Source organism: Mucilaginibacter galii (assembly GCF_014635825.1).
GTDB lineage: Bacteria > Bacteroidota > Bacteroidia > Sphingobacteriales > Sphingobacteriaceae > Mucilaginibacter > Mucilaginibacter galii.
Genome location: NZ_BMDO01000006.1, coordinates 290,907 through 316,803 on the forward strand (window position 1 = coordinate 290,907; position 25,897 = coordinate 316,803).

Sequence of the window (25,897 nt, forward strand, 5' to 3'; positions counted from 1 at the left end):
AGGTTGGCTACGCGCTGCTCGTACAGGATTTCTCGTTTAGCCTGTGGTCGGTGTTATCACCGCACCACTTACAAGGTTGGTGATAACACCAACCTTAGGCTGAATGACAATGAACACCTTACCTGTCATCGAACGATAGTGAGATATCCTATACAGAAGACAGGTTGGCTACGCGCTGCTCGTACAGAATTTCTCGTTATCACTCGAAATGACACAAGTGCTTCCTGACGCTTGAGACTGTCTTAATGGCGACACAAAACCCTTTAAAAAACAAAAGGCCACCTTTTACAAGGCGGCCTTTTGTTTTTGTATCTTCCGGTACTATCACACTTTGATTTCAACTTCAACACCGCTTGGCAATTCAAGTTTCATCAACGCATCAACAGTTTTAGAGTTAGAGCTGTAGATATCCAATAAGCGCTTGTAGCTGCAAAGTTGGAATTGCTCACGTGCTTTTTTGTTTACGTGCGGTGAACGCAACACTGTAAAGATTTTCTTTTCAGTTGGTAAAGGAAGCGGTCCGCTAACGATAGCGCCGGTTGGCTTTACAGTCTTAACGATCTTTTCTGCTGATTTGTCAACCAGGTTGTAGTCGTAAGATTTCAGTTTAATTCTGATTCTTTGGCTCATTATTTTGTTTTTGTGTGATTTCACCGATTAAGATGATTTCACTGATTTGTTTGGTAACCTCTGTAAGAGCTATTTATTACAGTTGGTTGGTTATTTAGTTATTTTGCTACTGAGTTATTAAGTTAGGACAACCGGAGCAATCAATAACCTAATAACTCAATAACTAATTCATTTACGAATTTCTCTTACCTTTAGCTTTAGCAACTACTTCTTCTTGAACGTTGCGTGGTGCTTCTGCATAGTGGTCAAACTCCATGGTTGAAGTTGCACGGCCCGAAGTAATGGTACGTAACTGAGTTACATAACCAAACATTTCAGAAAGAGGCACGGTAGCTTTAATTACCTGTGCACCTGCGCGGCTATCCATACCTAACAGTTGTCCACGACGACGGTTCATATCACCGATCACGTCACCCATGTTTTCTTCAGGAGTTAAGATCTCGATTTTCATGATAGGCTCCAGCAATACCGGTTTACATCTTGGCAATGCTTCACGGTAAGCCATCTTAGCAGCTAACTCAAACGATAAAGCATCTGAATCGACCGCGTGGAATGAACCATCAATTAAACGAACCTTTAAGCTGGTTAACGGGTAACCTGCCAATACACCATTCACCATAGAAGCAGCAAAGCCTTTTTCTACAGATGGAATAAACTCACGAGGGATTGAACCACCGCTGATTTCGTTCACAAACTGTAAACCTTCTTTACCTTCATCGTTTGGTGATAAGATAACCTGGATATCGGCAAATTTACCACGACCACCGGTTTGTTTCTTATAAGTTTCACGGTGCTGTATAGTACCGGTGATAGACTCTTTGTAAGCAACCTGTGGCGCACCCTGGTTAACCTCTACTTTAAACTCACGTTTTAAGCGGTCCATGATAATATCCAAGTGAAGCTCACCCATACCCGAAATAACGGTTTGGCCGGTTTCTTCATCAGAGTTAACACGGAAGGTTGGATCTTCTTCGGCCAATTTACCTAAAGCCATACCTAATTTATCTACGTCGGCCTGTGTTTTAGGCTCAATAGCTAAACCGATAACCGGCTCTGGGAAGTTCATAGATTCCAGAATGATCGGGTGTTTCTCATCGCACAGGGTATCACCTGTTTTAATATCCTTAAAGCCTACTACCGCAGCAATATCACCGGCACCTACGTTAGGGATCGGGTTTTGCTTGTTAGCGTGCATCTGGAATATACGTGAGATACGCTCTTTATTGTCTGAACGCATGTTGTGTACATACGAACCTGCATCTAAGTTACCTGAGTATACGCGGATAAAGCATAAACGACCTACGAAAGGATCGGTTGCGATTTTAAACGCTAACGCTGCAAATGGCTCTTTAACATCAGGCTTACGCAGAATTTCTTCGCCGGTTTCAGGGTTGGTACCAATGATACCTTCCACATCCATAGGTGAAGGCAATAATTCCATCACGTAATCAAGCATGGTTTGTACACCTTTATTTTTGAAAGATGAACCGCAAACCATAGGAACGATCTTAGCATCTAAAACTGCTTTACGTAAAGCGTCTAATACTTCACGCTCAGTAATAGTTTCAGGAGCATCGAAGAATTTCTCCATCAGGCTCTCATCATAATCAGCTACCGATTCGAGTAATTTTTCTCTCCACTCAGTTGCTTCTTCCAGCATATCATCAGGGATAGGCACTTCGGTAAAGGTCATACCTTTATCATGCTCATTCCAAACAATACCACGGAAGTTAATTAAGTCGATAACACCTTTAAAGCTTTCTTCAGCACCGATAGGTAACTGCAAAGGCACGGCGTTACTACCTAACATACTCTTTACTTGTTTTACAACATTTAAAAAGTCGGCACCAGAGCGGTCCATTTTATTAACGAAACCTATACGGGCAACGTTGTAGTTGTTGGCAAGTCTCCAGTTGGTTTCTGATTGTGGCTCAACACCATCAACAGCAGAAAACAAGAAAACCAAACCATCCAGTACACGTAATGAACGGTTTACCTCAACGGTAAAATCCACGTGACCAGGGGTATCAATAATGTTAATGTGGTAATTTTGGTCTCTGTACTTCCAGTTTACGGTAGTAGCAGCCGAGGTGATAGTGATACCACGCTCCTGCTCCTGAGCCATCCAGTCCATTGTAGCAGCACCTTCGTGTACCTCGCCTATTTTATGGCTAACGCCCGAATAGTAAAGAATACGCTCGGTAGTAGTGGTTTTACCGGCATCAATGTGAGCGGCAATACCAATGTTTCTTGTATATCTAAGATCTCTTGACATGTATGTTTTATTGAGTGAATGAGTAAATGAGTGAATGAGCGAGTATTTAAACTCCTCTATTCACTCACTCACTCATTCAAAATTCACTCATTATTTTAGAAACGGAAGTGAGAGAACGCTTTGTTGGCTTCAGCCATTTTGTGCGTATCTTCTTTTTTCTTCACGGCAGCACCTTCACCTTTAGCAGCTGAGATGATTTCTCCGGCTAATTTCTCCATCATGGTTTTTTCTCCACGACGACGGGCATAGCTGATTAACCATTTCATACCCAAAGCAATTTTACGCTCCGGACGAACCTCGGTAGGTACCTGGAAGTTAGCACCACCCACACGGCGAGATTTAACCTCAACAGCAGGCATAACGTTATTCAACGCTTTTTTCCAGGTTTCTAAACCGCTTTCGCTAATTTTTTTCTCAACAATATCAACAGCGTTGTAAAAAATGCCGTATGCGGTAGATTTCTTACCATCATACATCATGTTGTTTACAAAGCGGGTTACCATCACATCGTTAAAACGAGGATCAGGAAGAAGGATTCTCTTTTTTGGTTTCGACTTTCTCATTGTTACTATCCTCCTTTAATTATTTCTTTTTGCCTTTAGCAGGTGCACCTTTGGTTGCTGCTGCAGCCTGACCTGGTTTAGGACGTTTAGTACCATATTTAGAACGACGTTGGTTACGACCGGCTACGCCCGAAGTATCCAGTGCACCACGGATGATGTGGTAACGTACACCTGGTAAATCTTTAACACGACCGCCGCGGATTAACACGATAGAGTGCTCCTGCAAGTTGTGACCTTCACCCGGTATGTAGGCATTCACCTCTTTACCGTTAGTAAGGCGCACACGGGCCACTTTACGCATTGCTGAGTTTGGTTTTTTAGGGGTAGTGGTGTACACACGGGTGCACACGCCTCTTCGCTGTGGACAGCTGTCCAACGCTGGCGACTTACTCTTGTCGACCATAGCTACTCTACCTTTTCTAACTAATTGTTGAATAGTAGGCATTTCTTCCTTTTAATTATTACTGTTTTAACCTTATTTTAAGGACTGCAAAAGTACACACTTAATTTTTGATAATCAAGTGGTTGAAGAAAAGTATTTTTGGGGATTAAGTCAATTTTGAGTCAGTTGGTTGTTAGAGCATTAAATTAAGACTAAAGTCATACCTTTGATTAAGTATTTAATACGATATGCCAAAAGAAATATCTGAACGCCCTAAAGTTTATCTTTCCAAAGTACATCTTAAAGGGTTCAAATCAATAGAAGATGTAACTATCGATTTTAAAAGAAATTTTAACGTACTAATTGGTAAAAATGGCTCTGGAAAATCAAACTTAATTGAATTGCTATTCAAGGCAATTAATTTTAACAGAAGTAGAGATAAAATTTCATTTGAATTTGCTAAGATAACACTGTTATCAACCGATAACCACTTTTTCAGTTTCGAATTAGAGAGATTTTTGCGAAAGAACAACTTTATTAATAATGATGAAATTGATGATAGAATTGGAGTAAAAGAAAGGTTTCTAATTGATGATACGCTTTTAATAGATGATCTAAATAAATACTCTGTCAGAAAAAAGATTGAATTTAATGGCAAAAATATTGCCTACTCGCACAACAAAAATATCCTTATTTCTAAAATGGGGTATCAACCAATATATTCTCTAATCATTAAATTTAATTCCCCTGAAAAATTAGATTTCATCAACGCTCCAGGTTCTTTAAAATATGATTTTGATGAAATTGTCGGCTTCTTAGATTATCCTGAAAGCATGAACTTTTTTACACCTATTATATTGGAAGTAGAATCATACTTTGAAGCACTTGAGGAAAATGATATAGACTTCAATACAATTAAGGTGGATGATATTTTAGATAAATTTAGAGTACAAGGCTCCATCTTAGAAAATCTTCAATTATATTCTCCGGTTGAAGATGTAAGATTTAGTCCTAACATGAATTTATATCATAATGATAACAATCTCATCGTAGATAATATCCGAATAGAATTTAAAGTAAATAATATTTGGATGCCTTGGTCTCAGTTATCTGATGGCACAAAACGATTATTTTATATCATTGCTGAAACCACTTACTCCAACGGTTTGGTATTAATTGAAGAACCTGAGTTAGGAGTTCATCCTCATCAATTCAATCTTTTAATGGACTTTTTAAAGACTCAATCAGAGACAAAACAAATAATCATATCCACTCATTCTCCAAAAGCCTTAGACCATCTTTCAAAAGATGAATTAGACAGTATATTAATTGCAAGTTACGACCTGAAAAAGGGAACTCAAATTAGACATTTAACAACTACTGAAATTAAAAAAGCAAAAAAGTACATGAAAGAGGTTGGCTTTTTTAGCGATTACTGGATGCTTTCAGATTTAGAAGAATGATAAGAGTAGGCCTTGTAGGAGAAGATCCAAATGATACAGCTTCAATAAAACACCTTTTAGAGAAGAAGTATTCCAACAAAGTAAAATTTCTTCCATTGGCACGAAGAATAAGAGGAGATCAATTAGAAAGTGCTAAATTGAGGAAAAGTTTACCAATAGAATTTACTGAAAATAAGTGCAGTTTTGTTATTTACATTAGAGACTTGGATGCTTTTGAATCACAAAGCGCCAAAGTTCAAGAACGAAAAAGATGGTTCAAAAGCTTAGATTCCGTAATCAATAACAAGGGTATATTGCTGTTAAATATATGGGAGTTAGAAGCGCTAATACTGGGTGATATTGATACTTTTAATAGTATCTATAAAATCAATCATAAGTTTTCAAGTAACCCCATGCTTCAAGACAAGCCTAAAGAGCTACTTAAGCGTATAACATCTCATACTAATAAACAATATAAAGAAGCCCACTGTCCTGAATTATTTAAGCTATTAGACATTGATAAAATTGAGAAAAGCTGCTTGTGCTTCAAAAATTTCATTGCTGATTTCGAAAAAAAGCTAAAGAAGCCTTAGTAAAATTCTGCCACTTAGTTAACGATTTTGATTACCACCAAAAAAGCCGCTTAACCCAACAGGGCTAAGCGGCTTACCTCAAATCAAACAATCTACTGTTTATACTTTACTGGGTTTATTATGTTTTAATTCCCCTTTGGCATGACGGCCTTTAAATATCTCTTTCATTTGCGCTTTTTGGGCATCGGTCAATGTGGCTACAAAAGCTTTGCGGTTAGCTTTGTTTTGTACTCTGTTTGCAGCCATTACTTCCTTTTGGGTAGAGGTTAAGGTAGCGGCCAGTTTGGCTTTACGTTCTTTACGGGGTACGGCTTTATCGGCCAGGATAGCTTTTTGCTCAGCTGTTAAAGTAGCTTTGAAAGCCTTTGCCGCTTCTCTGTGCTTTTGTTTGTTTTGTTTCAGCATAGCTTGCTGGTCGGCGGTTAAAATAGCTTTAAACTTACCTTTTGCATGGCCGGCTTGGGTTTGTGCATGAGCGCCAAATACAAAAGCAGATACCAGTAAGGCAATTAGGGCGAGGGATTTCATTATCTTTTTCATGTTATTTTCTGTTTATTTTAATGAATAGATAGAAACCGGAACCAAAGGTTTAAGTAACATTTTTGTGCTAAACAACTGACTATTTTTTGAATCGCAATAAAACCGATTAACACTCATCACCAAAACTGCCATCGGTTACCAAGTTTCATCAAACGTTTAAATAAGATACTAACAAGGCAATGATAGAAACTCGCTATCATTGTCAGTACAGTTCCTAAATCTTAACTGAATAAACTGTACTTGATATAGAACTGAGTTATTAAATAGCGAACGGAAACAAACCATCCTGAAATTTAAAGCGTTATTAATTCATGCTCCCCATATGGAAGTTGTTAACGCAGGTACCAAAGCCAATGACTACCACTAAAACAGCGCCCAAAAACCAGGCCCAACGCTTAGTTACCAATGCTGTTACAGTAGATACCAGGCCATGAAACAGGGAAATAAAAAAAGCAACTACACCTCCTTCCTGGGGCTCAACTGCGAGGCACATCAACGTATATAATATAAAAACGCCCAGATTTATGCCTAAGATGGCAATATCTGACAGTTGCTTTTTAGGTTGAATAGGCTCCATTACATTACCGGTATTTCGTTTCGTAAGGTTTCGAGGTAAGCTGCTTTATCATCCCGGTAAAAGAGGTTCATGGTTTCGAAGGGGATAATGTTCATATCCTTATTTACGATGTGCACGCACGATTTTTTGATGGCGCGCACATCAAAATTCTGTGCATCAATAAAGTTCATAATAATAACCCGGAATAAATTGTCATAACTCAACCCCGGCGCATCAATATCCGGCAGGCAGCACATGATAGATTTTAAGTGCTCTTTAGCAACATCTACCGAATTACCGGTACTGAACATGTGCAGCAAATGGCTTTTCAACAACTCGTCCTGCTCATAAACAATAGTATTGCGCGAGTTATCCAGCAGGTCGTTCGGGTCTATCATCCGCGTAAGCGGGAACACACAGTCGCCCAGTTTAAGGGCATAACCCATCACCAGCGCATCGGGGTTACAGGGCACAGGCAGTAAGTCGGCTGCGGTAAAAATATCGGTTTGCTCTAATATGGCCGTTCGTACTTCGGTCATGGTATAACGGTCTGTTGCGGGGTTAAAGTTTTCTAACCTGCCTGCCTGTTGGGTGGGTTGCAGGGTAACGCCCCTTACACAACGCTGCTGCAAGCCGTATTCTATAATTTTACCTATCTCATCGGTGTTTAAACCCTTTTGCAGGGTAACCACCAGCGTGGTAGACAGGTTGTATTTATTCAGATTTTCAATAGCTTTGCTCCTCACCTCACGCAAATCTTCGCCACGTAATTGCTCTAAGGCTTCTTTCTTAAATGAATCAAATTGGAGGTAGATCTCAAAATCGGGCGCGTAAGTGGCCAGTCGTGCAACAAAAGCTTCGTCTTTAGCTATACGAATGCCGTTTGTATTTACCATCAAGTGCTTAATGGGTTTGCGTTTGGCAATATCCAGTATTTCAAAAAATTGCGGGTGTACCGTGGGCTCGCCACCGCTTATCTGCACTACATCGGGCTCACCCTCGTTGGCTACAATCACATCGAGCATTTGCTCAATCTCTCCCAGCGTGCGGTGGCGACCATAATGGGGCGACGACATGGCATAGCAGGTTGGGCAAGCCAGGTTGCAGCGGTCTGTCACTTCAATAACGGTTAAGCAAGAATGCTGTTCATGGTCGCGGCACAGGCCGCAATCGTACGGGCAGCCGTAATGGGTAGCCGTATTAAACTTGAGCGGCATTTCGCTGCGCTTGGCATAATTGCGGCAGTTTTTGTAGTATTCAATATCGGTAGCTATCAGCACTTTTTCAAAGCCGTGAAAACGGCAGTTCTTGTGCATGTATACCTTATCATCCTCAAAAACTATTTTAGCATCAACACGCCTGAGGCAGGTAGAGCATAAACTAATAGTAAAATCATAATATACGTACGGACGCTCAGGCATAAGCTTTCAGGTTTTTAGATGGATATAGAATTACTTTGTAATAATAAGCTAAACCCGCCAAACTTGCTAACTGCAATACCGATAATCCGAAATTAAACACAAAGCCGGGCTTTATAAATTCTATACAAAAGCGAAAGATGAGGTAGCCTACCATCAGGATCTTAAACCTGGCTCCATTAGCCAGTTCGTATCTCTTCTCTAAGCCTGCAAGTGCCAGCCAAAGCAACACCCAAAACAGCATTTCGTATAAACTGGTAGGGTGCCGGGGCACGCCATCGCCCAGGTTAATGGCCCAGGGCAGGTTGCTGGGGGTGCCGTAGGTGCCGTCGGTCAATCCTGCTAAAAAACAACCTGTACGGCCAATAATCATACTTACAATGATGGGATAAACCATCAAATCGCCGGAAGATACGGTTACTCCTATTTGCTTTTTGGTAAGTTCGACTCCTAATAAGCCGCCAAGTAAACCGCCTATAATAGTGGTATTGGCCATAAAGTACATCCAGTCCATTTGGCTAAGCTTTTGGGGCTGCTCTAAAATACCCAAACAGTGCGACCCTAAGAAAGCGCCTATGGCAGCACCCACAAAAATGATCATGCGGTGATTGTCGCTAATGGTATCTTTCTCGTTTTTGCGCAAATATGTGTAGTACCTGTAGCCTGCGGCATAGGCGATGGTTTCGCACAAGAAATGGATAGAGATTTCGGACTTACCGAGCGGGATATTTAGCGGAAAATGCAAAACATTATAATGAGCTACTAAAGTAAATACATCTTAGAAATAAATCTCATTATTTTTTACTTGATAATTAATCTTTATGTATAACCTTAATTAACTGCAAGTTAAGGCATTTTTGATAGCTTAATATAAATTTTTTTCCTATAATTTTGCCGATTAATTTCGTTGCTAATTATACCGATTATCATAACGCTAACTTTACTTGATAACGCCTTTTACACTTTTAAAACCCGCACCCATTTGCGGAACAAACTGCCTGCAAACCCATGAGCACCTAAACGGTGCACCTAAAGCCAACCTGGCTAACCAGGCAGCCGACTTTTTTACCAACCTGTTTGATACCAGCAGCTGGCCCCCGCGCTGGCACTGTGGCACCTGGACAGATTTTCATGGCTGGGTTTACATCATATCTGATATAGCCATTTGGGCATCTTACTTTTTGATCCCGGTATTGCTCATCAGGATGGTTACCAAACGTAAAGATGTACCTTTTCTCAAAATTTTTTGGCTGTTTGGTGCCTTTATTATCTTATGCGGCACCACACACTTAATTGATGCTGCCATTTTTTGGTGGCCGGCTTACAGGCTAAGTGCCTTGTTACGTTTTTTAACCGCTGTAGTATCTTGTGTTACCGTATTTGCTTTATATAAAGTGCTGCCTGAGATATTTTCGCTTCGCTCCGTGGCCGACCTCGAGCACGAAATTAAAGAACGCAAAGCCATAGAGATCAAATTGGAGGCCCATGAAATTGCTCTTAACAATTCTTTGGAGCTACTGTCGCAGCATAACCAGCAGCTTAAAAACTTTACGCACATTCTCTCGCACAATATTCGTAACCACGCCAGTAATATAGCCCTGCTTACAGAATTGCTAGATACGAGTTTGATGAATGAAGACGATGCCGATGTGATACACAAAATCAAAAAAGTATCTGACGGGTTGAATACCACGCTGAACGACCTTTCGGCAGCGATAAAAATACGTGAAAGTGTTTTGAAACCCGAAAATCTGCACTTTAAAGCCGTTACCCAGAAAGTTATCAGTATACTTGACACTGATTTGAACATTAACCGTGCTGTGGTCAATGTAGATTTTAAGGTAGAAACGGTTAGTTTTCCAAGTATCTACCTCGAAAGTATTTTAATGAATTTAATATCTAACAGCATCAAATACCGCAAAGAAGACACACCTCCGCAAATAAATATTCGTACATATAAAAACGAAAACGGGCATACGGTGTTGGAACACGCAGACAACGGCGTAGGAATTGATTTAGCCTTACACGGAGATAAGATTTTTGGCCTTTACAAAACATTCCATCAAAACAAAAACGCCAACGGGGTAGGTTTATTTTTGGTTAAAAACCAGGTAGAAACTCAGGGAGGGCAAATTATTGCAGAAAGCCAACCCAACCACGGCACTACTTTTAAAATAATATTTAATGAATAAAATTGATACTTTATGTGTTATTGATGATGACGATATATACACTTTCACCATCAGGAAAATAATTAAGATTGCCGACGTTACCCACAACACCATTTTTTTTGAGAATGGTAAAACAGCCATCGATTACTTCAACGAGCGTAAGCACGACGCAGCACTTTTACCTGAACTTATCCTGCTCGACCTGAACATGCCCGTGCTTGATGGATGGCAGTTTTTAGATAAGTTTATTGAGTTGAAACCCGTATTGCAAAAACAGATCACGGTGTACATCGTAAGTTCATCAATAGATGAAAGTGATTATAGCCGGGCGGCCTCTATAGAACAGGTATCAGACTTTTTGGTAAAACCTGTAACTGTAAATCAACTTAAAGAACTGGTTATTAATTTAAATTAACCGTAAGCCGGTTCAATTAAATCCCACAAGTTACCATACAGATCTGCAAATACGGCTACGGTGCCGTAGGACTCTTTGCGTACAGGGCCGGTAAATACAATGCCCTGTTGCTGCATGTGCGCATAATCGCGCTTAAAGTTATCAGTGTATAAAAACAACGCCACGCGACCGCCGGTTTGTTTACCCACACTCCGGCGCTGCGCAGCTGTAGCCGCCTTGGCCAGCAGTAAGCAGGTTTGGGCCGAACCCGGCGGGGCTACACGTACCCACCGTTTGGTATCGGTAAGCGCGGTATCTTCCACCAGCGTAAAGCATAGCTTATTTGTATAAAAATCAATGGCTTCATCATAATCATGAACAACCAGGGTTACCAGGGCAATAAACTGCTTCATGCGTTGCTATTTCTGTATGTGATCTTCATATAACCATTCAGAAATTAAAGTTATTAAAACACTTTTAGAGCGCCGGGATTTATTTTAAACCGGGAAGAGAAGTGCGTGCAAAATTGCCCCGTTTATCTACAAACTTTCTTTAAACAATAGAGTTGATAATATGAGGGAATTAAAACACTAATGTCGGCTATATTTTTTTCTATTGATACGGATATGCCTATTATGGTAATACCCGATACACAGGCTCATGCCAACGGACATGATGTAATAACTTATACGTATAGTGTTTATAGAGATACCAGCGCAAGCAACCCGGCGCTGGAACGCAGCAAAGAAAGCGAGCTGCACTTACAAAAACATACTGACCCTAACTATATGGGCTATATTACCTTCGAAGACCCGGGCAAGCTATTCACTTATACGGCCGATGGTAAACAGGAACTTAGTTCGGACCAGGTAGAAGAGATCATTGAACAGATAAGCCATTACCGCGACAACCCAAGCATGTGGCGGCATTTACATCAATAATTAATTTACAAGAGCTATGGAATACCAGGTAGGCGATGCCGTAAGTACCCCAAGGGGCAACGGTTACATTAACGATATTATAGACGACCAGGTAATTGTTGACCTGATAGATGGCGACGATCACCGCGAAATGTTTAACAAGGAAGATATAGCACCGTTACCGGAGTAGCCCCTCACAACCCTCCCCGGGAAGGGAGGGCTTTGAGTACTTATTTAAGAGATTTCAATGTTTTCTAAATACTTGTAACCGCTGCCCGTGTTCAATAACAGAACCTGCTCTTGTTCTTTGATCCAGCCGGTAGCTTTTAAATATTTAAAGGCCTGCCAAAGGGCGGCGCCTTCGGGGGCTATGAGCATACCCTCGTTACGGGCTATTTCTTTAAGAGCTTCGCTCATTTGTGCATCGGGGACAGACAGTGCCGTACCCTCACTGTCGCGCAGTACCTTCAAAATAATTTTATCGGCGTAAGGCTTAGGTACCCTAAGTCCGTTTGCTATGGTAAAGCCTCCATCTACAAACGCCGAAGAAACTTGCTCACCATGAAATGCCTGCACAATGCCGTTGCAGCTTTCAGATTGCACGGCTACCATGCGTGGGCGCTCGTTGCCAATCCAACCCAGTTGTTCCATTTCGTCAAAGGCTTTCCAAATGCCTATTAAGCCTGTGCCGCCACCAGTTGGGTATAAGATCACATCGGGCAGTTGCCAGTTCAGTTGCTCGGCAATTTCGTAACCCATGGTTTTTTTGCCTTCCAAACGGTAAGGTTCTTTCAAGGTAGATACCTGGAACCAGCCATTGGCCGTGGCCTGCTCGTTAGCCAGTTTGCCGCAGTCGCTAATGTTGCCGTCTACCTCTATCAGTTCAGCACCATACAGCCGGCACTCATCTTTAAATACCTGCGGGGTCAGCTTTGGCATATACACTACTGCTTTAATGCCTGCACGTGCCGCAAAAGCCGCCAATGCGCCACCTGCATTGCCGGCAGTTGGCGTAACTATGGTAGTAATGCCTAATTCTTTTGCTTTGGATACCGCCGCGCCAATACCACGCGCTTTAAACGAGCCTGTTGGGTTGCCTGCTTCATCTTTCCACAGCACCTCGTTACTACCTGCCATGTGCTTTAGGTTAAGCAGCGGAATAATAGGTGTAAAGCCTTCGCCAAGCGTTACAATATTCTCGGTTTCCACTACCGGCAAAAATTCTTTGTAGCGCCACATGGTAGCTGCCCGGCCCTTCAGGCTTTCCTTTGAAAACCCACTGCTCAAATCGTACCTTGCAAATAACGACGACAAGCAATTCACATCTTCGCAAACCGTACGTACCACATCGGCACTATAGGTTAACCCGCAGGCAGGGCATTCCAGGTGAGTGAATAAGGTTTCGGTATGCGTGGCTGAATCAACAGATTCGGTATGAATGTGAAGCATCAATGTATATTTAAATAATGCGGACTGTAACTAATTCGTAAGGCATAACAAACTTAGTTAATTATTGAAAGGACAAGTGCAACAATTTTGTATAAAAGCCCCTCCCAACCCTCCCCGGGAGGGAGGGGTTCAAAATGTATATTTATTATAAGTCTCCCCTCCCGGGGGAGATTTAGAGTGGGCTTCTACCGGGGAGGGTTTGGGGGAGCTTTTGTCAAATGAAAACATAAATTTAAAATAAAGTCTACTACTTCTATGTACATTATATATATTTGAAATATAATGAACGAACAATTAGCCCACACCACCGGCACGATGTGCATTTGTTGCTGCTACAACAACAGCAAAACGAGGCTATTATAATTTATCAAACATAATTTATACGCCTCTTCGGTACTAACTGTAAGAGGCTTTTTTGAATAACCACAGCACATGCAAAGTTTCAGAACCGAACTGGAGAACCCGATAGTGGAGAAAGACATTATTGACCTGGAGAAAAAGATCAGGGCTTTCCGTGAGGGTAAAATACACGACGAAAAATTCCGGAGCCTGCGCCTGGCACGTGGCGTTTATGGCCAGCGCCAGCCGGGTGTACAAATGGTACGCATTAAGCTGCCCTTTGGTAAGGTAACCTTTAAACAAATACTGCGCATTGCCGATATAGCCGACGAGTACGGCAGCGGCAACCTGCACTTAACCACCCGCCAGGACATACAGATCCATTATGTAAGCCTTGACCGCACACCCGAGCTTTGGGCTAAACTGGAGCAGGATGATATTACACTGCGTGAAGCCTGCGGTAACACCGTACGTAATGTAACCTCCTCCCCTGCTTCAGGCATCGATCCGCAGGAGCCCTTCGATGTGTCGCCCTATGCGCATGCTACTTTCGAGTACTTTTTACGTAATCCTATTTGCCAGGAAATGGGCCGTAAGTTCAAGATCTCCTTTTCATCGAGCGAGGCTGACACGGCATTTTCGTATATCCATGATTTAGGCTTTATACCTAAGCTGCGCGGCGAAGAGCGCGGCTTTAAAGTATTGATGGCCGGTGGCCTGGGTGCACAGCCTGCCATAGCGCATGTGGTAGAAGAATTTTTACCCGAAGACGAGGTAATTCCCTACATAGAAACCATCATCCGCGTGTTCGACCGCCATGGCGAGCGTAACAACCGCAACAAGGCGCGCCTTAAATTCCTGGTACAAAAAATTGGATTGGAAGAAGTTTTGCGTTTGGTCGCCATTGAAAAGACAGCCAACAAGGTTAAAACTTACAAAATTAACCGCGATGCCGTGCCACAACCTGTGCCACCAGCATCCGGCAGCTTCCCCGCTCCTGAAATTGCTAATCCTTTAAAATACGAGCAATGGTTAGCCACCAACGTATTTGAACAAAAGCAAACCGGCTTTTATGGCGTATATGTAAAAGTGCCCGTAGGCGATATTCATACTCCCGAAGCAAGAAAACTGGTTGAAGGCATCCGTGGCTTAGTAGCTGATGAGATTCGCATTACCCAAAACCAGGGATTATTATTAAAGTATGCCCGTAAAGAAGCGCTACCTGCCTTATTTAATACGCTTAACGAACTACAACTGGCCGAGCCGGGTTTCGACAGCGTGGCCGATGTAACTACCTGCCCCGGTACCGACACCTGTAACCTGGGTATTTCCAACAGCATGACCTTATCAAAAGTGCTGGAGGATGTAATCTATAACGAATACGAAGATTTTATTTACAACCGCGATATCAAGATCAAAATAAGCGGCTGTATGAACAGTTGCGGCCAGCACGGGCTGGCGCATATTGGTTTCCATGGCAGCAGCCTAAAGGCCGATAAACGCGTATTGCCATCGGTACAGGTACTTTTAGGCGGTGGCACTGTTGGCGATGGCGCAGGCCGCGCAGCCGATAAGGTAATTAAAGTACCGGCCAAGCGTGCTACTCATGTATTACGTGCAGTGCTCGACGATTATAAAGTCAATGCTGTAAGCGAGGAAACCTTCCACAGTTATTATGATAGCAAAGGCAAAGACTATTTTTACCAATTACTGAAACCACTGGCCGATTTAACCACCCTTACCGAGGATGAATTTGTAGACTGGGGCCACCAGGAAACTTTTGCTACCGCCATTGGTGTGGGCGAATGTGCCGGTGTGGTTATTGACCTGGTAGCTACGTTATTGTTTGAATCGGAAGAAAAGCTGGGCTGGGCCAAAGAGGCTTATGCAGATGGCCGATGGGCCGATGCTATTTACCATAGCTATAACACCTTGGTGAGCAGCGCCAAAGCTTTATTGCTCGATAAAGGCATTAACAGCAGCACCCAAACCGGCGTAATTAAAGAGTTTGATTTAAACTATGTAAATACCGGGCTGGTCAATCTGCCTACATCATTTAACGATCTGGTTTTGCAGATCAATCAAAACGAACCCTCAGAAGCTTTTGCTACAACTTACTTGCAAAGTGCCGAAGAATTTTTAAACGAAATGAAAGCGAACAGAGAGGCGCTTAACGTATAATGATCGTAACCACAGAAACAAAACAAACCGTTAAGGAACCAAAGATCACCTTAGTTGGTGCAGGTCCCGGCGATGCCGAACTCATTACCATTAAAGGGATGAAGGCCCTGCAAACTGCCGATGTGGTATTGTACGATGCCTTAATTAATGAGGACTTGTTAAGCTTTGCCCCTGCACACGCACATAAAGTATATGTAGGCAAACGCTCCGGCGATCATTCTTACTCGCAAGAAGCGGTGAACCAGTTGATGGTGGATTATGCTATTAACTATGGCCATGTGGTACGCCTGAAAGGCGGTGACCCCTTTGTGTTCGGTCGTGGTTTTGAAGAATTGGATCATGCAGCCTCTTACAGCATACCGGCCGAGGTTATTCCAGGTATATCCAGCTCTATTGGTGTACCGGGCCTGCAGCAAATACCCGTAACCCACCGGGGTTTAAGTGAAAGCTTTTGGGTAATTACCGGTACTACTACCAACGGTAAAATATCTAATGATATATATGCCGCAGCACAAAGCAAAGCCACCGTTGTGATATTAATGGGCCTGCATAAACTGGCCGAAATTGCCGAAATATTTAAAGCCCAAGGCAAACACCGCCTGCCGGTTGCCTTAATACAAAGTGGCTCTACCGTCAACGAAAAAGTAGTAGTGGGCATTGTAAATACCATTGTTGAACTGGCCGAAGAAAATAAGGTAAAAGCACCGGCCATGATGGTTTTTGGCGATGTGGTTTCGCTGCATCCGAAGTTTCAACCCATCCGCGAATTTTATGACATCCTTGCCCAGGAATAATCATATAACGCCCATAGCAGAGGCAGAAATACCACAAGGGAACCAGTTGTTCCCGGTATTTTTGAAACTGAACCAACTGCATACGGTGCTGATTGGCGGGGGTAACGTAGGTTTAGAAAAACTTACCGCCCTGCTCCAAAACAGTGAGCAAGCCACCGTAAGCATTGTGGCCGAACAAATATTGCCCGAAATTTATGAACTAACCGCCAATCACCCGCAGATCAAGATCACTCAAAAATCTTTTTCAGAAAATGATCTGGACAATGCAGATATCGTAATTGCAGCTACGGCCAATAACGTATTGAATGAGCAGATCAGGCAAGCTGCCCATGCACGCAAGCTATTAATTAACGTAGCCGATAAGCCAGCCCTTTGTGATTTCTATTTAGGTTCCATCGTCAAGAAAGGCGATCTTAAAATTGCTATTTCCACCAACGGCAAATCGCCCACGGTGGCTAAAAGACTTAAACAGGTACTGGCCGAAAACCTGCCCAACGAGTTAGATACCACCCTACAGCAGATAAGCGCCCTGCGCAATACCCTCACCGGCGATTTTGCCAGTAAGGTAATAGCTTTAAATAAGGTTACCGCCAGCCTGGTTGACCCCAAGCCGGTAAAAAAGAAAAATTTCAAATGGCTTATATGGGGCAGCATCATATTTGCATTAGCCGTAGCCCTAACCGCCCTATGGTATAACGAGCCGGGGTTTAGAATGTATGCGGAAAACATTCACCCTACCTTCTACTATTTCTTAGGTGCAGGGTTCGTATTTGCCATGGTTGATGGTGCTATTGGCATGTCGTACGGCGTTACCTCAACAGCGTTTTCTTTGTCTATGGGTATTTCTCCCGCTTCGGCAAGTATGGCGGTGCATTTGTCCGAAATTATGAGCAACGGCATTGCCGGCTGGATGCACTACCGCATGGGTAATGTGAACTGGAAGATGTTTAAGTTACTCATCATCCCGGGCATTATAGGTGCGGCAGTAGGTGCGGCGCTTATCTCCTCTTTGGAGCATTATGCCATGTATACCAAGCCCCTGGTATCGGTTTATACGCTTATATTGGGGTCGGTTATCCTATCCAAAGCTTTTAAAACAGCTAAAAAGAAATCGGCCGATAAAATTAAGCGAATCTCCTTATTGGGTTTAGGCGGAGGTTTCATTGACGCTGTAGGCGGAGGCGGTTGGGGTTCAATCGTGTTGTCGTCATTAATTGCAGGCGGCCGTCACCCACGTTTTTCATTAGGTACGGTTAAATTAACCCGGTTTTTTATAGCCATGATTGGCTCGTTGGTATTCCTGACCATGCTTAACGGTGCCCCCTGGAGTGCTATTGCCGGATTAATTATAGGCAGTGCACTGGCAGCGCCTATTGCAGCACGTATCTCCAACCGTATATCGGTCAAGGTAATTATGGTGGCGGTAGGCATAATTGTAATACTGGTAAGTGTAAAAAGCATTGCCGGTTTTTTAATGAAGGTGTTATAAAATGAATAGTACAATAATTGAAGATATAAAGCAACAAACCACCGCCATGGCCCCTGGCAGTGCACTGGCCTGGCTGGCTGATGCATTTAAGGGTGAGATCGTGTTTTCGACCAGTTTTGGATGGGAAGACCAGGTGATTACCCACATGATCTTTTGTATGAACTTGCCCATTAAAGTTTTCACGCTGGAAACCGGCAGGCTGTTCCCCGAAACTTACTATGTTTGGAACCGTACCATGGAAATATACGGCAAGCCCATTCATGCTTACTACCCTAACAACGAGCCGTTAGAAAAAATGGTGAACGCCAAAGGTCCAAGCAGTTTTTACGAATCGGTTGATAACCGTAAGGAGTGTTGCGGCATTCGTAAAATAGAGCCCTTAAAACGCGCGTTGAAAGGCAATAAGATCTGGATCACGGGCATCCGTGCCGAGCAATCGCCCAACCGCGAGGATATGAACCATATTGAATGGGACGAAGGTAACCAGTTGGTTAAATTCCACCCCATATTTGAGTGGAGCCTGGAAGAAGTTAAGACATATATTAAGAATAATAACATACCTTATAATACCCTGCACGACCGTGGCTTTCCAAGCATTGGCTGTCAGCCCTGCACCCGCGCCGTACAGCCGGGCGAAGATTTTAGGGCCGGGCGCTGGTGGTGGGAAGACCAATCTAAAAAAGAGTGCGGGTTACATTCGGCACAAGAGATCATTACAGCAAAATGAGTAAACAATCATTGGATTACCTCGACGAACTGGAGGCAGAAGCCATTTATATATTACGCGAAGTAGCCGGTCAGTTTGAGAAACCTGCCCTGCTTTTTTCGGGTGGAAAAGATTCTATAACGCTGGTACGTTTGGCCGAAAAAGCATTTCGTCCCGGTAAGTTCCCCTTCCCGCTAGTGCATATCGATACCGGCCATAACTTCCCCGAAACTATCCAGTACCGCGATGACATGGTAGCCCGCTTAGGCGAAAAATTGATCATTGGCCATGTACAGGATTCTATAGACCAGGGCAAGGCCATAGAGCAAAAAGGCAAAAACGCCAGCCGAAACGCGCTGCAAACCGTTACCCTGTTAGATACCATTGCCCAACATGGATTTGATGCGTGTATAGGCGGTGCTCGTAGAGATGAGGAAAAAGCCCGCGCCAAGGAACGCATCTTTTCGGTACGTGACGAATTTGGCCAATGGGATCCTAAACGACAGCGCCCCGAGTTGTGGAACCTGTATAACGGTAAAATACACAAAGGCGAAAACGTACGCGTGTTCCCGATCAGTAACTGGACAGAACTTGACGTTTGGAACTACATCCGTCGTGAAAATATTGCCCTTCCGTCCATTTACTTTGCGCACGAACGTGATTGTATTACCCGCAACGGCCAGTTGATGGCTGCTGCTGAGTTCTTAAATATGGATGAAGAGGACGTAATTAACCGTAAAAATGTACGTTTCCGCACTGTAGGCGACATGACCTGTACTGCAGCTGTAGAGTCGGATGCTTTTTTGATCGATGACATCATCAATGAGATAAGCGCCTCCAAAATAAGTGAACGCGGTGCCCGTATGGACGACAAAGTTTCGGAAGCAGCTATGGAAGACCGCAAGAAGGGCGGCTATTTTTAAACCCCTCCCCGGCCCTCCCCAGTAGGGAGGGAGTTGTAAAACTCATTAATAACCTTGTCAGTCTGAGCCTGTCGAAGACTTAGCAAAGCGGTTAACGCTTCGACAAGCTCAGCATGACACAGGCTCCTGCTAAAATTAAAAGAATATAATCACTCATAAAAGAGTATGGAAATATTAAAATTCATTACCGCCGGCAGTGTAGACGACGGTAAAAGTACGCTAATAGGCAGGCTGTTATACGACAGCGAATCTATCCTGGCCGACCAGTTGGAAGCCCTGCAACGCTCTAACCGTAAAAACGACGATGGCACTATTGACCTGGCTATTTTAACCGATGGCCTTAAGGCCGAACGCGAGCAGGGCATCACCATTGATGTAGCCTACAAGTACTTTCAAACCGATAAACGGAAGTTTATCATTGCCGATGCTCCGGGGCATATTCAGTATACCCGTAACATGGTTACCGGTGCGTCGAACTCTAATTTGGCTATCATTCTCATTGATGCCCGCAAAGGGGTTGTTGAACAAACCATCAGGCATTCATTTTTGGTATCGTTACTGTCTTTACCGCAGGTAGTGGTCTGTATCAATAAAATGGACATGGTGGATTATGCTGAGACTACTTTTACCCAGATAGTTGACCAATATAAAGCGTTGGCTCTCAAGCTTAACCTGCAAAATGTAACCTATATTCCGGTGAGTGCGTTGAAGGGCGATAACATTGTGCATGAGTCGTATAATATGACCTGGTACAATGGCAAAAGCCTGTTAGAACACCTGGAAACGGTAGAAATACCGGTGGATGACAGTAGCGCCCATGCCCGCCTGCCCATACAATGGGTGGTACGCCCACAAACCGAAGAACTGCACGATTACCGCGGTTATGCCGGCCGTATTTCCAGCGGCAGTTTTAAGGTTAATGACCAGGTTACGGTGTTGCCATCAGGCTTCAGCTCTACCATTACCAAGATAGAACTCCTTGATAAACAATACACTGAGGCGGTGGCAGGCCAATCCGTAACCGTACATCTGGCAGATAATATTGACCTGAGCCGTGGTGATATATTGGTAAACAGCGCCGCCCACCCTCAGGTGTCGCAACAAATTGAGGCCGATCTGTGCTGGATGGATACACGTGTGCTGGACACCTCGCTCACCTACCTCATTCAGCATAACAGCAAGGTTACCCGCTGCCGTGTGCAGGAAATTCTTTACAAGTTCAATATCAACACCTTAGACAAAGTTTACGAGGAAGATTTTAAGCTGAACGATATTGGTCGCATCATCATCAAAACCGCGGATCCGCTGGCTTTTGACCTCTACCAGGACAATAAAGCTAACGGCGGTGCCATCCTGATCGACAGCCGGACCAACGTTACAGTAGGTGCTTTGATGCTCCGTGCGTCGGCCGAGTAATAATTTCGACTATAAGTTTAAGAGATTAAAGCAGGCAAAAAGCCTGCTTTTTTGATTCATAAAAGTTCATGCAACCCCATATAATTTCATAAAAACTTTAAAAAAGTACATTTAATTACTTTTTGCGGCAATCAGGCTTTGGCCGGTGACGCAAAGGTCTAATAACACGCACTCGCGGCAATTAGGCTTGTAATGAAAGCATAGTTTTTGTCCGTGCCGCATCATCACCTGGTGATGGTCGAACACCTCTCTGGCGGTGAAATCGGGCGGCAGTAAATTTTCCAGTACACGGTTGGCCTTGCCCTCTCCTATTTTGTTTTCGATGATGCCTAACCGAACAGCCACCCTGAAATGATGCGAATCTACCGGCAAGGCTTTACCACGCAGGGTACTGAACGAGATCACAGCAGCGCTCGACTTAGGCCCCACGCCGGGCAACTCTTCCAGCCATTGGCGGGCGGCGGTTACTTCCATACCGCCGATAAAATCCAGATCGAGCTTGCCCAGCTTTTCGCTGATCAAACGCAATACTTCTTTAACCCGCGGCGCTTTTTGTTCGGGCCAGGTGCAGGGTCCGAGTTGCGCCTTAATATCATCTACTTCAGCATCACGAACGTTTTCCCATGAGCCGAATCTATTACGCAGATTTTGAAACGCCTGTGCCGAATCCCGGTTCTTGGTGCGGTGCGATAGCAGGGTGGTTACCAGTTCGCTCAGCGGGTCGAGGTCATGGAAGTAGGTTATAGCGGCGCCGTATATTTTGTAAAGGCGGTGGTGTACTTCGAGGACGAATTCTTCTTTGACAAACATGTGTTGATAAAAGCTGATTTAGGAGAAACTTGTTTTGCGATTCTGCTTTCTATTCAGTTATATAAAGTGTGTGCGTTTGAACTTCGGTTTGTGTTGGAGAACTCACATCGTCTCGCTCATTGCCGCGAGAGGCTACTTCTTTCGTCTTAGCCACAAAAGAAGCAAAAAGGCCAAGCCACGGCAATCCCTACCCTCGCTAAAGGCCAACACCCGGCCGGGTGCCGTGGCGGGCCCATGCTTCTTTTACCATCTCCTCCTTAAAACATATAGATTGGCTTTCAAATGACTTGGTTTTTTCAATTCCCTCCCTCGGGAGGGCAGGGAGGGGTTTCACGAAGCGCTCACTAATCAAACGTATTAACCCATCCCCGGCAATGAGGGGACAAAGTAAGTTTAAACGCATTGAACCAAATTAAAAATAACACCAAATCTTGTGCTATCGCCCCAAAGGAACAACGAGATTATTTGACAAAAAAGGGAAGCCAAACAGCTTCCCTTTAGTAATAAATCTTCCCTACAAAGATTATTAAAGCAAAATTTTATCAGCGTTACAATGCGTACCGCAGCGTAATTCCAAACGTACGCTGGTCACCTAACACGGCAGCATATTGGCCGGCATTGCCACCCGCAGGCAGTAGTTGCTCAAAATAGTTTTTGTTAAACAGGTTGCGGCTCCATATATAGGCCGATACACCATGAGCCGTACGGAAACCGGTACGCGCATTGGTAAGCGCATAACCGTCAATGTTCAGGTAGGCCGATGGCGACGGGCTTGACGAGAATGACGAACGGAAATATTCATCAACGGCGAAGAAAAACTTGGTATCGTTGCTGATGTATTTAGCGGCGGTACTAAACTCGCCGCCAAAAGAGCCGGCCCATTTTGAAATGCCAGGTAGCGCACTTCCCGAAATATCTTTGAAGGCTACCTGCTGACCATTCACGGTTAAACCGGTTTCTTCAAGCGGTAACGGCGCATTGGTAAACTTTACGTACTTGGCATTGGTATAGGCTGTAGCTGCATTAAAGGTAAAGCTTTGGCTGGCCCTGTAGTTACCATCAAACTCCAAACCTTTTACGTTTACCTTATCGGCATTGGCTATGTAACCACGGTTAACACCTAACTCGGGCGATTGCACGTTGGTTTGATAATTCTTGATATCAGAGTTATGGTAGTTAAGGTTAAGTATAAGATTATCTAAAGGCGTGGTTTTAACACCAAACTCGTAATGCTTGGTTTTTTCGGGTTTAATAACCGCCAAGCTCAAATCGGGGGCAGTACCGCCAACTACACTGGGCAGCCCGGCCACGTTAACGCCTACCGGTTTAAAACTGGTTGAGTAGGTGGCAAAAGCGTTAATGCGTTTACCTGGGCGATATGCTGCCGTTAGTGAATAGGTAAAATTCTTTTCGTCGGCATCGGCTGCGTATTGCTGGCTGCTGTAAACACCGTTCTTAATTTTTTGCAGTTCGGCTTTTACTGCGGTACTGTAGCTGCTGGCTGCAATATCTATACCTCCGCGGGCCACACGGTTATAATAAACATCTTTATTATCGTAATTGATACGCACACCGGGTAAAAGGTGGAAGCTTTTAATCACTTCCCAATCGGCGCTGGCAAAAGCGGCGGCGCTTTGCGATTTAATAGAGGCATTGGTGTAGATACCGTAACCCTCTAATAAACCTGGTGTAGCCCACAACTGATCGTTGGTTACACCCGGCGTGTTGGCGTTGTTGCCGGTAGAGCTTTTAGCAAACCTGGCCTGTGCCGAGCCAGACTCCTCGGTGCCGGTAATTTTAACATCCTGGTTAATGTAGAACAAGCCCACCACACCACTTAATTTCTCAAAAAACTGACCCGCATAACGTACCTCCTGCGACCAGTTTTTATGCTTGGCCGGGTTTTGCGACTTAGCCAAAACAGGCAAGCCGGTAAAATCGCGGTCGTTTGATGGGTCCCAGTTCCAATAGCGCCAAGCGGCGGTAGAGGTTAGGGTACCCGGGCCAATCTTAATATCGCCGTTTAACGAAACGCCACCCAACTGGTTGCCCGATCGCCATGGTGTATCATGGTCAATTACCCGGTCAAACGCGTTAAGGCTGGGTAAGGTGTAACCCAAATCGGCCGTTATGGCGTTAAACTGGCGATAAGCGGCACGCTTGGTAGGCACCACACCGGCAACTACCTGGGCATAACCGTCAGGTTTTTGATCGGTTATATCGCCGGCAAGGGTTATGGCTACTTTATCAGAGGGTTTGTAAAGAAACTGTGCGCGTCCGCCCAAATTATTTAAATCGTTGGTGGCGCGGCCGGTGCGTATATTATCTACCAAACCATTACGCTGCGTGCCCGAAAATGATACCCGTGCTGCAAGCGTTTTACTCAACGGACCCGATACCGAGGCTTTGGCCTGTATATAACCGTAGTTGCCAAAGCTGGTTTCGAAAGTGGCTTCGGGTGTAAAACTGGCTTTGCGGGTAGTAATGCTTATAGAACCGGCACTTGCGTTTTTACCAAACAAAGTACCCTGCGGTCCGCGTAAAACCTCTATACGTTCCAGGTCAAGAAAATCGAGCGTGGCAGCCGCCGGACGGGCATAGTAAACACCATCCACATAAAAGCCCACACCCGGATCCAAACCATCATTAGTAAGGCCAAACGGTGAACCTATACCACGGATGTTGATACCCGTGTTGCGGGGATTGGAAGTATACAACTGTACCGAAGGGATGAGTTCTTTAACGCGGTTTACGTTAAAAGCACCCGCCTGGTCAATCTGCGCACCGCCAATTACTGAAATGGGGATAGGTACATCCTGATTCCTTTCTATCCGCCTGCGTGAGGTTACCACAATTTGATCGAGCATGGCATTTTCTACCAATACCAATTCCAGGGGTTCGCTTTGAAACTTAAATACCTGGAAATCCTGCGGTTTAAACCCTACAGAACTTACCTGCAGGTAAAATAGTGGTTCTTGTTTAGTCTCGATGCTAAATTCGCCATTGTCATTGGCGCTGGTTCCGGTTTTAGTGCCGCGTATAATTACTGTGGCATGGGGTACCGAGGTACCATCGGTACGCTTTATTACCCCTTTAATGGTATGCTGGGCAAACGCTAAGCCCGTTGTGAGCAGGAACAGGAAAAGTATAAGGAACTTCTTTTTCATAATATTTTTAAGGTTGAGATTGAATTGAACATAGCGTAGCCATGAACTGGCCAAGCCGGTATACGTAAAAATGAATTTTAGAGAGATTTAAAGCGTGACTTTACGCTTGCGAAAATGATCAACAGCAACAACAGGCAGCAGGAAACTGCATAGAGATCTTTGAGATTATAGTAAGCTTTGAGTAAATAATATACATAGTCTACCGATTAAGTAGACAAATATATTTTTACTCGGCGATATATCCTAATATTTGTGAAATTTATGTTAACAAGAGGTCGTCCATTGCGCTCTATATGGTGGCAGACATGAATTTCGAACGCTTCATTAAACCCCTCCCTACCCTCCCGAGGGAGAGAACTGAATACTTTTGTTTTATAATTCCCTCCCTGGAAGGGGTGCGGTTGGATAGTGTGTTGGCAGGGAGGGGTTTGACACGTATGATTTCGAACGCTTCGAGAAACCCCTCCCTACCCTCCCCAAGGAGGGAATTGAAACTTTTGTTTTTATAATTCCCTCCCTGGGGAGGGGTGCGGCTGGATAGTGCGGTAGCAGGGAGGGGTTTGACACGCATGACTGGTGATTCGCTTTGAGAAACCCCTCCCTGCCCTCCCTAGGGACTACGGTGTACCTATATCTTTGAATAGGTTCCAGCCGTCTAAGACATCATAGAAACGTTGTAGTCCTCGCCATATCGTTGTCATGCCCGGTGGTTGTTGTGAACGGTAGCCTTTCCAGCCTC

General features: G+C 44.0%; 24 protein-coding genes. 12 read left to right on the forward strand and 12 right to left on the reverse strand.

Annotated elements, in window-relative coordinates:
• Positions 1-324 precede the first annotated feature (324 nt).
• The 4 genes from rpsJ to rpsL form a co-directional block, all read right to left on the reverse strand.
• A complete protein-coding gene (gene rpsJ, locus IEV61_RS12820; protein ID WP_188417267.1) occupies positions 325-630 on the reverse strand; it encodes a 30S ribosomal protein S10 in 306 nt (101 codons plus the stop codon).
• 172 nt (positions 631-802) lie between these two features.
• A complete protein-coding gene (fusA, locus tag IEV61_RS12825) occupies positions 803-2,905 on the reverse strand; it encodes an elongation factor G (RefSeq protein ID WP_188417269.1) in 2,103 nt (700 codons plus the stop codon).
• A 95-nt stretch (positions 2,906-3,000) separates the two neighbouring features.
• A complete protein-coding gene (gene rpsG, locus IEV61_RS12830) occupies positions 3,001-3,468 on the reverse strand; it encodes a 30S ribosomal protein S7 (RefSeq protein ID WP_188417271.1) in 468 nt (155 codons plus the stop codon).
• A 19-nt stretch (positions 3,469-3,487) separates the two neighbouring features.
• Positions 3,488-3,913, reverse strand: coding sequence for a 30S ribosomal protein S12 (rpsL, locus tag IEV61_RS12835; RefSeq protein ID WP_188417272.1), 426 nt, complete (start codon positions 3,911-3,913; stop codon positions 3,488-3,490).
• A gap of 185 nt (positions 3,914-4,098) precedes the next feature.
• Here rpsL and IEV61_RS12840 point away from each other — a divergent pair, with 185 nt between their 5' ends.
• A complete protein-coding gene (locus tag IEV61_RS12840; protein ID WP_188417274.1) occupies positions 4,099-5,313 on the forward strand; it encodes an AAA family ATPase in 1,215 nt (404 codons plus the stop codon).
• Positions 5,310-5,885: a DUF4276 family protein gene (locus tag IEV61_RS12845; protein WP_188417277.1), complete on the forward strand. Its 576-nt coding sequence runs from the start codon at positions 5,310-5,312 to the stop codon at positions 5,883-5,885. The genes IEV61_RS12840 and IEV61_RS12845 overlap by 4 nt, the downstream gene beginning before the upstream one ends.
• A 99-nt stretch (positions 5,886-5,984) precedes the next feature.
• Here the strand turns inward: IEV61_RS12845 and IEV61_RS12850 are convergent, their stop codons facing one another.
• The 4 genes from IEV61_RS12850 to IEV61_RS12865 all read right to left on the reverse strand — a co-directional run bounded on the left by IEV61_RS12850 (position 5,985) and on the right by IEV61_RS12865 (position 9,144).
• Complete coding sequence (locus tag IEV61_RS12850) at positions 5,985-6,425, reverse strand: hypothetical protein (RefSeq protein WP_188417279.1); 441 nt, start codon at positions 6,423-6,425, stop codon at positions 5,985-5,987.
• Positions 6,426-6,729: 304 nt separating this feature from the next.
• Complete coding sequence (locus IEV61_RS12855; RefSeq protein WP_188417281.1) at positions 6,730-7,002, reverse strand: hypothetical protein; 273 nt, start codon at positions 7,000-7,002, stop codon at positions 6,730-6,732.
• Positions 7,002-8,402: a radical SAM protein gene (locus tag IEV61_RS12860; protein ID WP_188417283.1), complete on the reverse strand. Its 1,401-nt coding sequence runs from the start codon at positions 8,400-8,402 to the stop codon at positions 7,002-7,004. The genes IEV61_RS12855 and IEV61_RS12860 overlap by 1 nt, the downstream gene beginning before the upstream one ends.
• Positions 8,395-9,144, reverse strand: a complete 750-nt coding sequence (locus IEV61_RS12865; protein WP_262890603.1) for a prolipoprotein diacylglyceryl transferase — start codon at positions 9,142-9,144, stop codon at positions 8,395-8,397. Before IEV61_RS12865 ends, IEV61_RS12860 begins: the two co-directional genes overlap by 8 nt.
• A gap of 199 nt (positions 9,145-9,343) precedes the next feature.
• Here IEV61_RS12865 and IEV61_RS12870 point away from each other — a divergent pair, with 199 nt between their 5' ends.
• Positions 9,344-10,591, forward strand: a complete 1,248-nt coding sequence (locus tag IEV61_RS12870; protein ID WP_188417287.1) for a sensor histidine kinase — start codon at positions 9,344-9,346, stop codon at positions 10,589-10,591.
• On the forward strand, positions 10,584-10,985 hold the full coding sequence (locus IEV61_RS12875) for a response regulator (RefSeq protein ID WP_188417289.1): 402 nt from the start codon (positions 10,584-10,586) through the stop codon (positions 10,983-10,985). Before IEV61_RS12870 ends, IEV61_RS12875 begins: the two co-directional genes overlap by 8 nt.
• On the opposite strand, the gene IEV61_RS12880 is transcribed toward IEV61_RS12875, so the two are convergent.
• Positions 10,982-11,377 carry a VOC family protein gene (locus IEV61_RS12880; protein WP_188417291.1) on the reverse strand — a complete coding sequence of 132 codons (396 nt, stop codon included), beginning with the start codon at positions 11,375-11,377 and terminating at the stop codon, positions 10,982-10,984. The genes IEV61_RS12875 and IEV61_RS12880 overlap by 4 nt on opposite strands.
• A gap of 180 nt (positions 11,378-11,557) precedes the next feature.
• Here IEV61_RS12880 and IEV61_RS12885 point away from each other — a divergent pair, with 180 nt between their 5' ends.
• Complete coding sequence (locus IEV61_RS12885) at positions 11,558-11,905, forward strand: hypothetical protein (protein WP_188417293.1); 348 nt, start codon at positions 11,558-11,560, stop codon at positions 11,903-11,905.
• A 16-nt stretch (positions 11,906-11,921) separates the two neighbouring features.
• Complete coding sequence (locus tag IEV61_RS12890; protein WP_188417295.1) at positions 11,922-12,074, forward strand: hypothetical protein; 153 nt, start codon at positions 11,922-11,924, stop codon at positions 12,072-12,074.
• A gap of 44 nt (positions 12,075-12,118) precedes the next feature.
• On the opposite strand, the gene IEV61_RS12895 is transcribed toward IEV61_RS12890, so the two are convergent.
• Entirely contained in the window at positions 12,119-13,333 is a 1,215-nt protein-coding gene (locus tag IEV61_RS12895; RefSeq protein ID WP_188417297.1) for a threonine synthase, read from the reverse strand.
• Between the two features lie 432 nt (positions 13,334-13,765).
• On the opposite strand from IEV61_RS12895, the gene IEV61_RS12900 reads away from it, so the two are divergent.
• The 6 genes from IEV61_RS12900 to IEV61_RS12925 all read left to right on the forward strand — a co-directional run bounded on the left by IEV61_RS12900 (position 13,766) and on the right by IEV61_RS12925 (position 21,181).
• A complete protein-coding gene (locus IEV61_RS12900; RefSeq protein ID WP_188417299.1) occupies positions 13,766-15,853 on the forward strand; it encodes a ferredoxin-like domain-containing protein in 2,088 nt (695 codons plus the stop codon).
• The gene (gene cobA / locus IEV61_RS12905; RefSeq protein ID WP_188417301.1) at positions 15,853-16,647 is read left to right on the forward strand and encodes a uroporphyrinogen-III C-methyltransferase; all 795 of its coding nucleotides are present in this window, start codon (positions 15,853-15,855) and stop codon (positions 16,645-16,647) included. Before IEV61_RS12900 ends, cobA begins: the two co-directional genes overlap by 1 nt.
• The gene (locus IEV61_RS12910; RefSeq protein WP_188417303.1) at positions 16,625-18,136 is read left to right on the forward strand and encodes a TSUP family transporter; all 1,512 of its coding nucleotides are present in this window, start codon (positions 16,625-16,627) and stop codon (positions 18,134-18,136) included. The genes cobA and IEV61_RS12910 overlap by 23 nt, the downstream gene beginning before the upstream one ends.
• A 46-nt stretch (positions 18,137-18,182) precedes the next feature.
• Positions 18,183-18,863: a phosphoadenylyl-sulfate reductase gene (locus IEV61_RS12915; protein ID WP_373867840.1), complete on the forward strand. Its 681-nt coding sequence runs from the start codon at positions 18,183-18,185 to the stop codon at positions 18,861-18,863.
• A complete protein-coding gene (gene cysD, locus IEV61_RS12920) occupies positions 18,860-19,765 on the forward strand; it encodes a sulfate adenylyltransferase subunit CysD (protein ID WP_188417307.1) in 906 nt (301 codons plus the stop codon). The genes IEV61_RS12915 and cysD overlap by 4 nt, the downstream gene beginning before the upstream one ends.
• Before the next feature lie 165 nt (positions 19,766-19,930).
• Positions 19,931-21,181 carry a sulfate adenylyltransferase subunit 1 gene (locus IEV61_RS12925; RefSeq protein ID WP_188417309.1) on the forward strand — a complete coding sequence of 417 codons (1,251 nt, stop codon included), beginning with the start codon at positions 19,931-19,933 and terminating at the stop codon, positions 21,179-21,181.
• Between the two features lie 111 nt (positions 21,182-21,292).
• Here IEV61_RS12925 and IEV61_RS12930 read toward each other — a convergent pair whose 3' ends face one another.
• Together IEV61_RS12930 and IEV61_RS12935 are read right to left on the reverse strand one after the other, a co-directional pair.
• Positions 21,293-21,991 carry an endonuclease III domain-containing protein gene (locus IEV61_RS12930; RefSeq protein WP_188417310.1) on the reverse strand — a complete coding sequence of 233 codons (699 nt, stop codon included), beginning with the start codon at positions 21,989-21,991 and terminating at the stop codon, positions 21,293-21,295.
• A gap of 548 nt (positions 21,992-22,539) precedes the next feature.
• The gene (locus tag IEV61_RS12935) at positions 22,540-25,158 is read right to left on the reverse strand and encodes a TonB-dependent receptor (protein WP_188417311.1); all 2,619 of its coding nucleotides are present in this window, start codon (positions 25,156-25,158) and stop codon (positions 22,540-22,542) included.
• Positions 25,159-25,897: the final 739 nt, after the last annotated feature.

Bases quoted from the DNA above. Each gene is read 5' to 3' on its own strand.
- rpsJ (WP_188417267.1), bottom strand. From the start codon at position 630: ATGAGCCAAAGAATCAGAATTAAACTGAAATCTTACGACTACAACCTG.
- fusA (WP_188417269.1), bottom strand. From the start codon at position 2,905: ATGTCAAGAGATCTTAGATATACAAGAAACATTGGTATTGCCGCTCAC.
- rpsG (WP_188417271.1), bottom strand. From the start codon at position 3,468: ATGAGAAAGTCGAAACCAAAAAAGAGAATCCTTCTTCCTGATCCTCGT.
- rpsL (WP_188417272.1), bottom strand. From the start codon at position 3,913: ATGCCTACTATTCAACAATTAGTTAGAAAAGGTAGAGTAGCTATGGTC.
- IEV61_RS12840 (WP_188417274.1), top strand. From the start codon at position 4,099: ATGCCAAAAGAAATATCTGAACGCCCTAAAGTTTATCTTTCCAAAGTA.
- IEV61_RS12845 (WP_188417277.1), top strand. From the start codon at position 5,310: ATGATAAGAGTAGGCCTTGTAGGAGAAGATCCAAATGATACAGCTTCA.
- IEV61_RS12850 (WP_188417279.1), bottom strand. From the start codon at position 6,425: ATGAAAAAGATAATGAAATCCCTCGCCCTAATTGCCTTACTGGTATCT.
- IEV61_RS12855 (WP_188417281.1), bottom strand. From the start codon at position 7,002: ATGGAGCCTATTCAACCTAAAAAGCAACTGTCAGATATTGCCATCTTA.
- IEV61_RS12860 (WP_188417283.1), bottom strand. From the start codon at position 8,402: ATGCCTGAGCGTCCGTACGTATATTATGATTTTACTATTAGTTTATGC.
- IEV61_RS12875 (WP_188417289.1), top strand. From the start codon at position 10,584: ATGAATAAAATTGATACTTTATGTGTTATTGATGATGACGATATATAC.
- IEV61_RS12880 (WP_188417291.1), bottom strand. From the start codon at position 11,377: ATGAAGCAGTTTATTGCCCTGGTAACCCTGGTTGTTCATGATTATGAT.
- IEV61_RS12885 (WP_188417293.1), top strand. From the start codon at position 11,558: ATGTCGGCTATATTTTTTTCTATTGATACGGATATGCCTATTATGGTA.
- IEV61_RS12890 (WP_188417295.1), top strand. From the start codon at position 11,922: ATGGAATACCAGGTAGGCGATGCCGTAAGTACCCCAAGGGGCAACGGT.
- IEV61_RS12895 (WP_188417297.1), bottom strand. From the start codon at position 13,333: ATGCTTCACATTCATACCGAATCTGTTGATTCAGCCACGCATACCGAA.
- IEV61_RS12900 (WP_188417299.1), top strand. From the start codon at position 13,766: ATGCAAAGTTTCAGAACCGAACTGGAGAACCCGATAGTGGAGAAAGAC.
- cobA (WP_188417301.1), top strand. From the start codon at position 15,853: ATGATCGTAACCACAGAAACAAAACAAACCGTTAAGGAACCAAAGATC.
- IEV61_RS12910 (WP_188417303.1), top strand. From the start codon at position 16,625: ATGACATCCTTGCCCAGGAATAATCATATAACGCCCATAGCAGAGGCA.
- IEV61_RS12915 (WP_373867840.1), top strand. From the start codon at position 18,183: ATGGCCCCTGGCAGTGCACTGGCCTGGCTGGCTGATGCATTTAAGGGT.
- cysD (WP_188417307.1), top strand. From the start codon at position 18,860: ATGAGTAAACAATCATTGGATTACCTCGACGAACTGGAGGCAGAAGCC.
- IEV61_RS12925 (WP_188417309.1), top strand. From the start codon at position 19,931: ATGGAAATATTAAAATTCATTACCGCCGGCAGTGTAGACGACGGTAAA.
- IEV61_RS12930 (WP_188417310.1), bottom strand. From the start codon at position 21,991: ATGTTTGTCAAAGAAGAATTCGTCCTCGAAGTACACCACCGCCTTTAC.
- IEV61_RS12935 (WP_188417311.1), bottom strand. From the start codon at position 25,158: ATGAAAAAGAAGTTCCTTATACTTTTCCTGTTCCTGCTCACAACGGGC.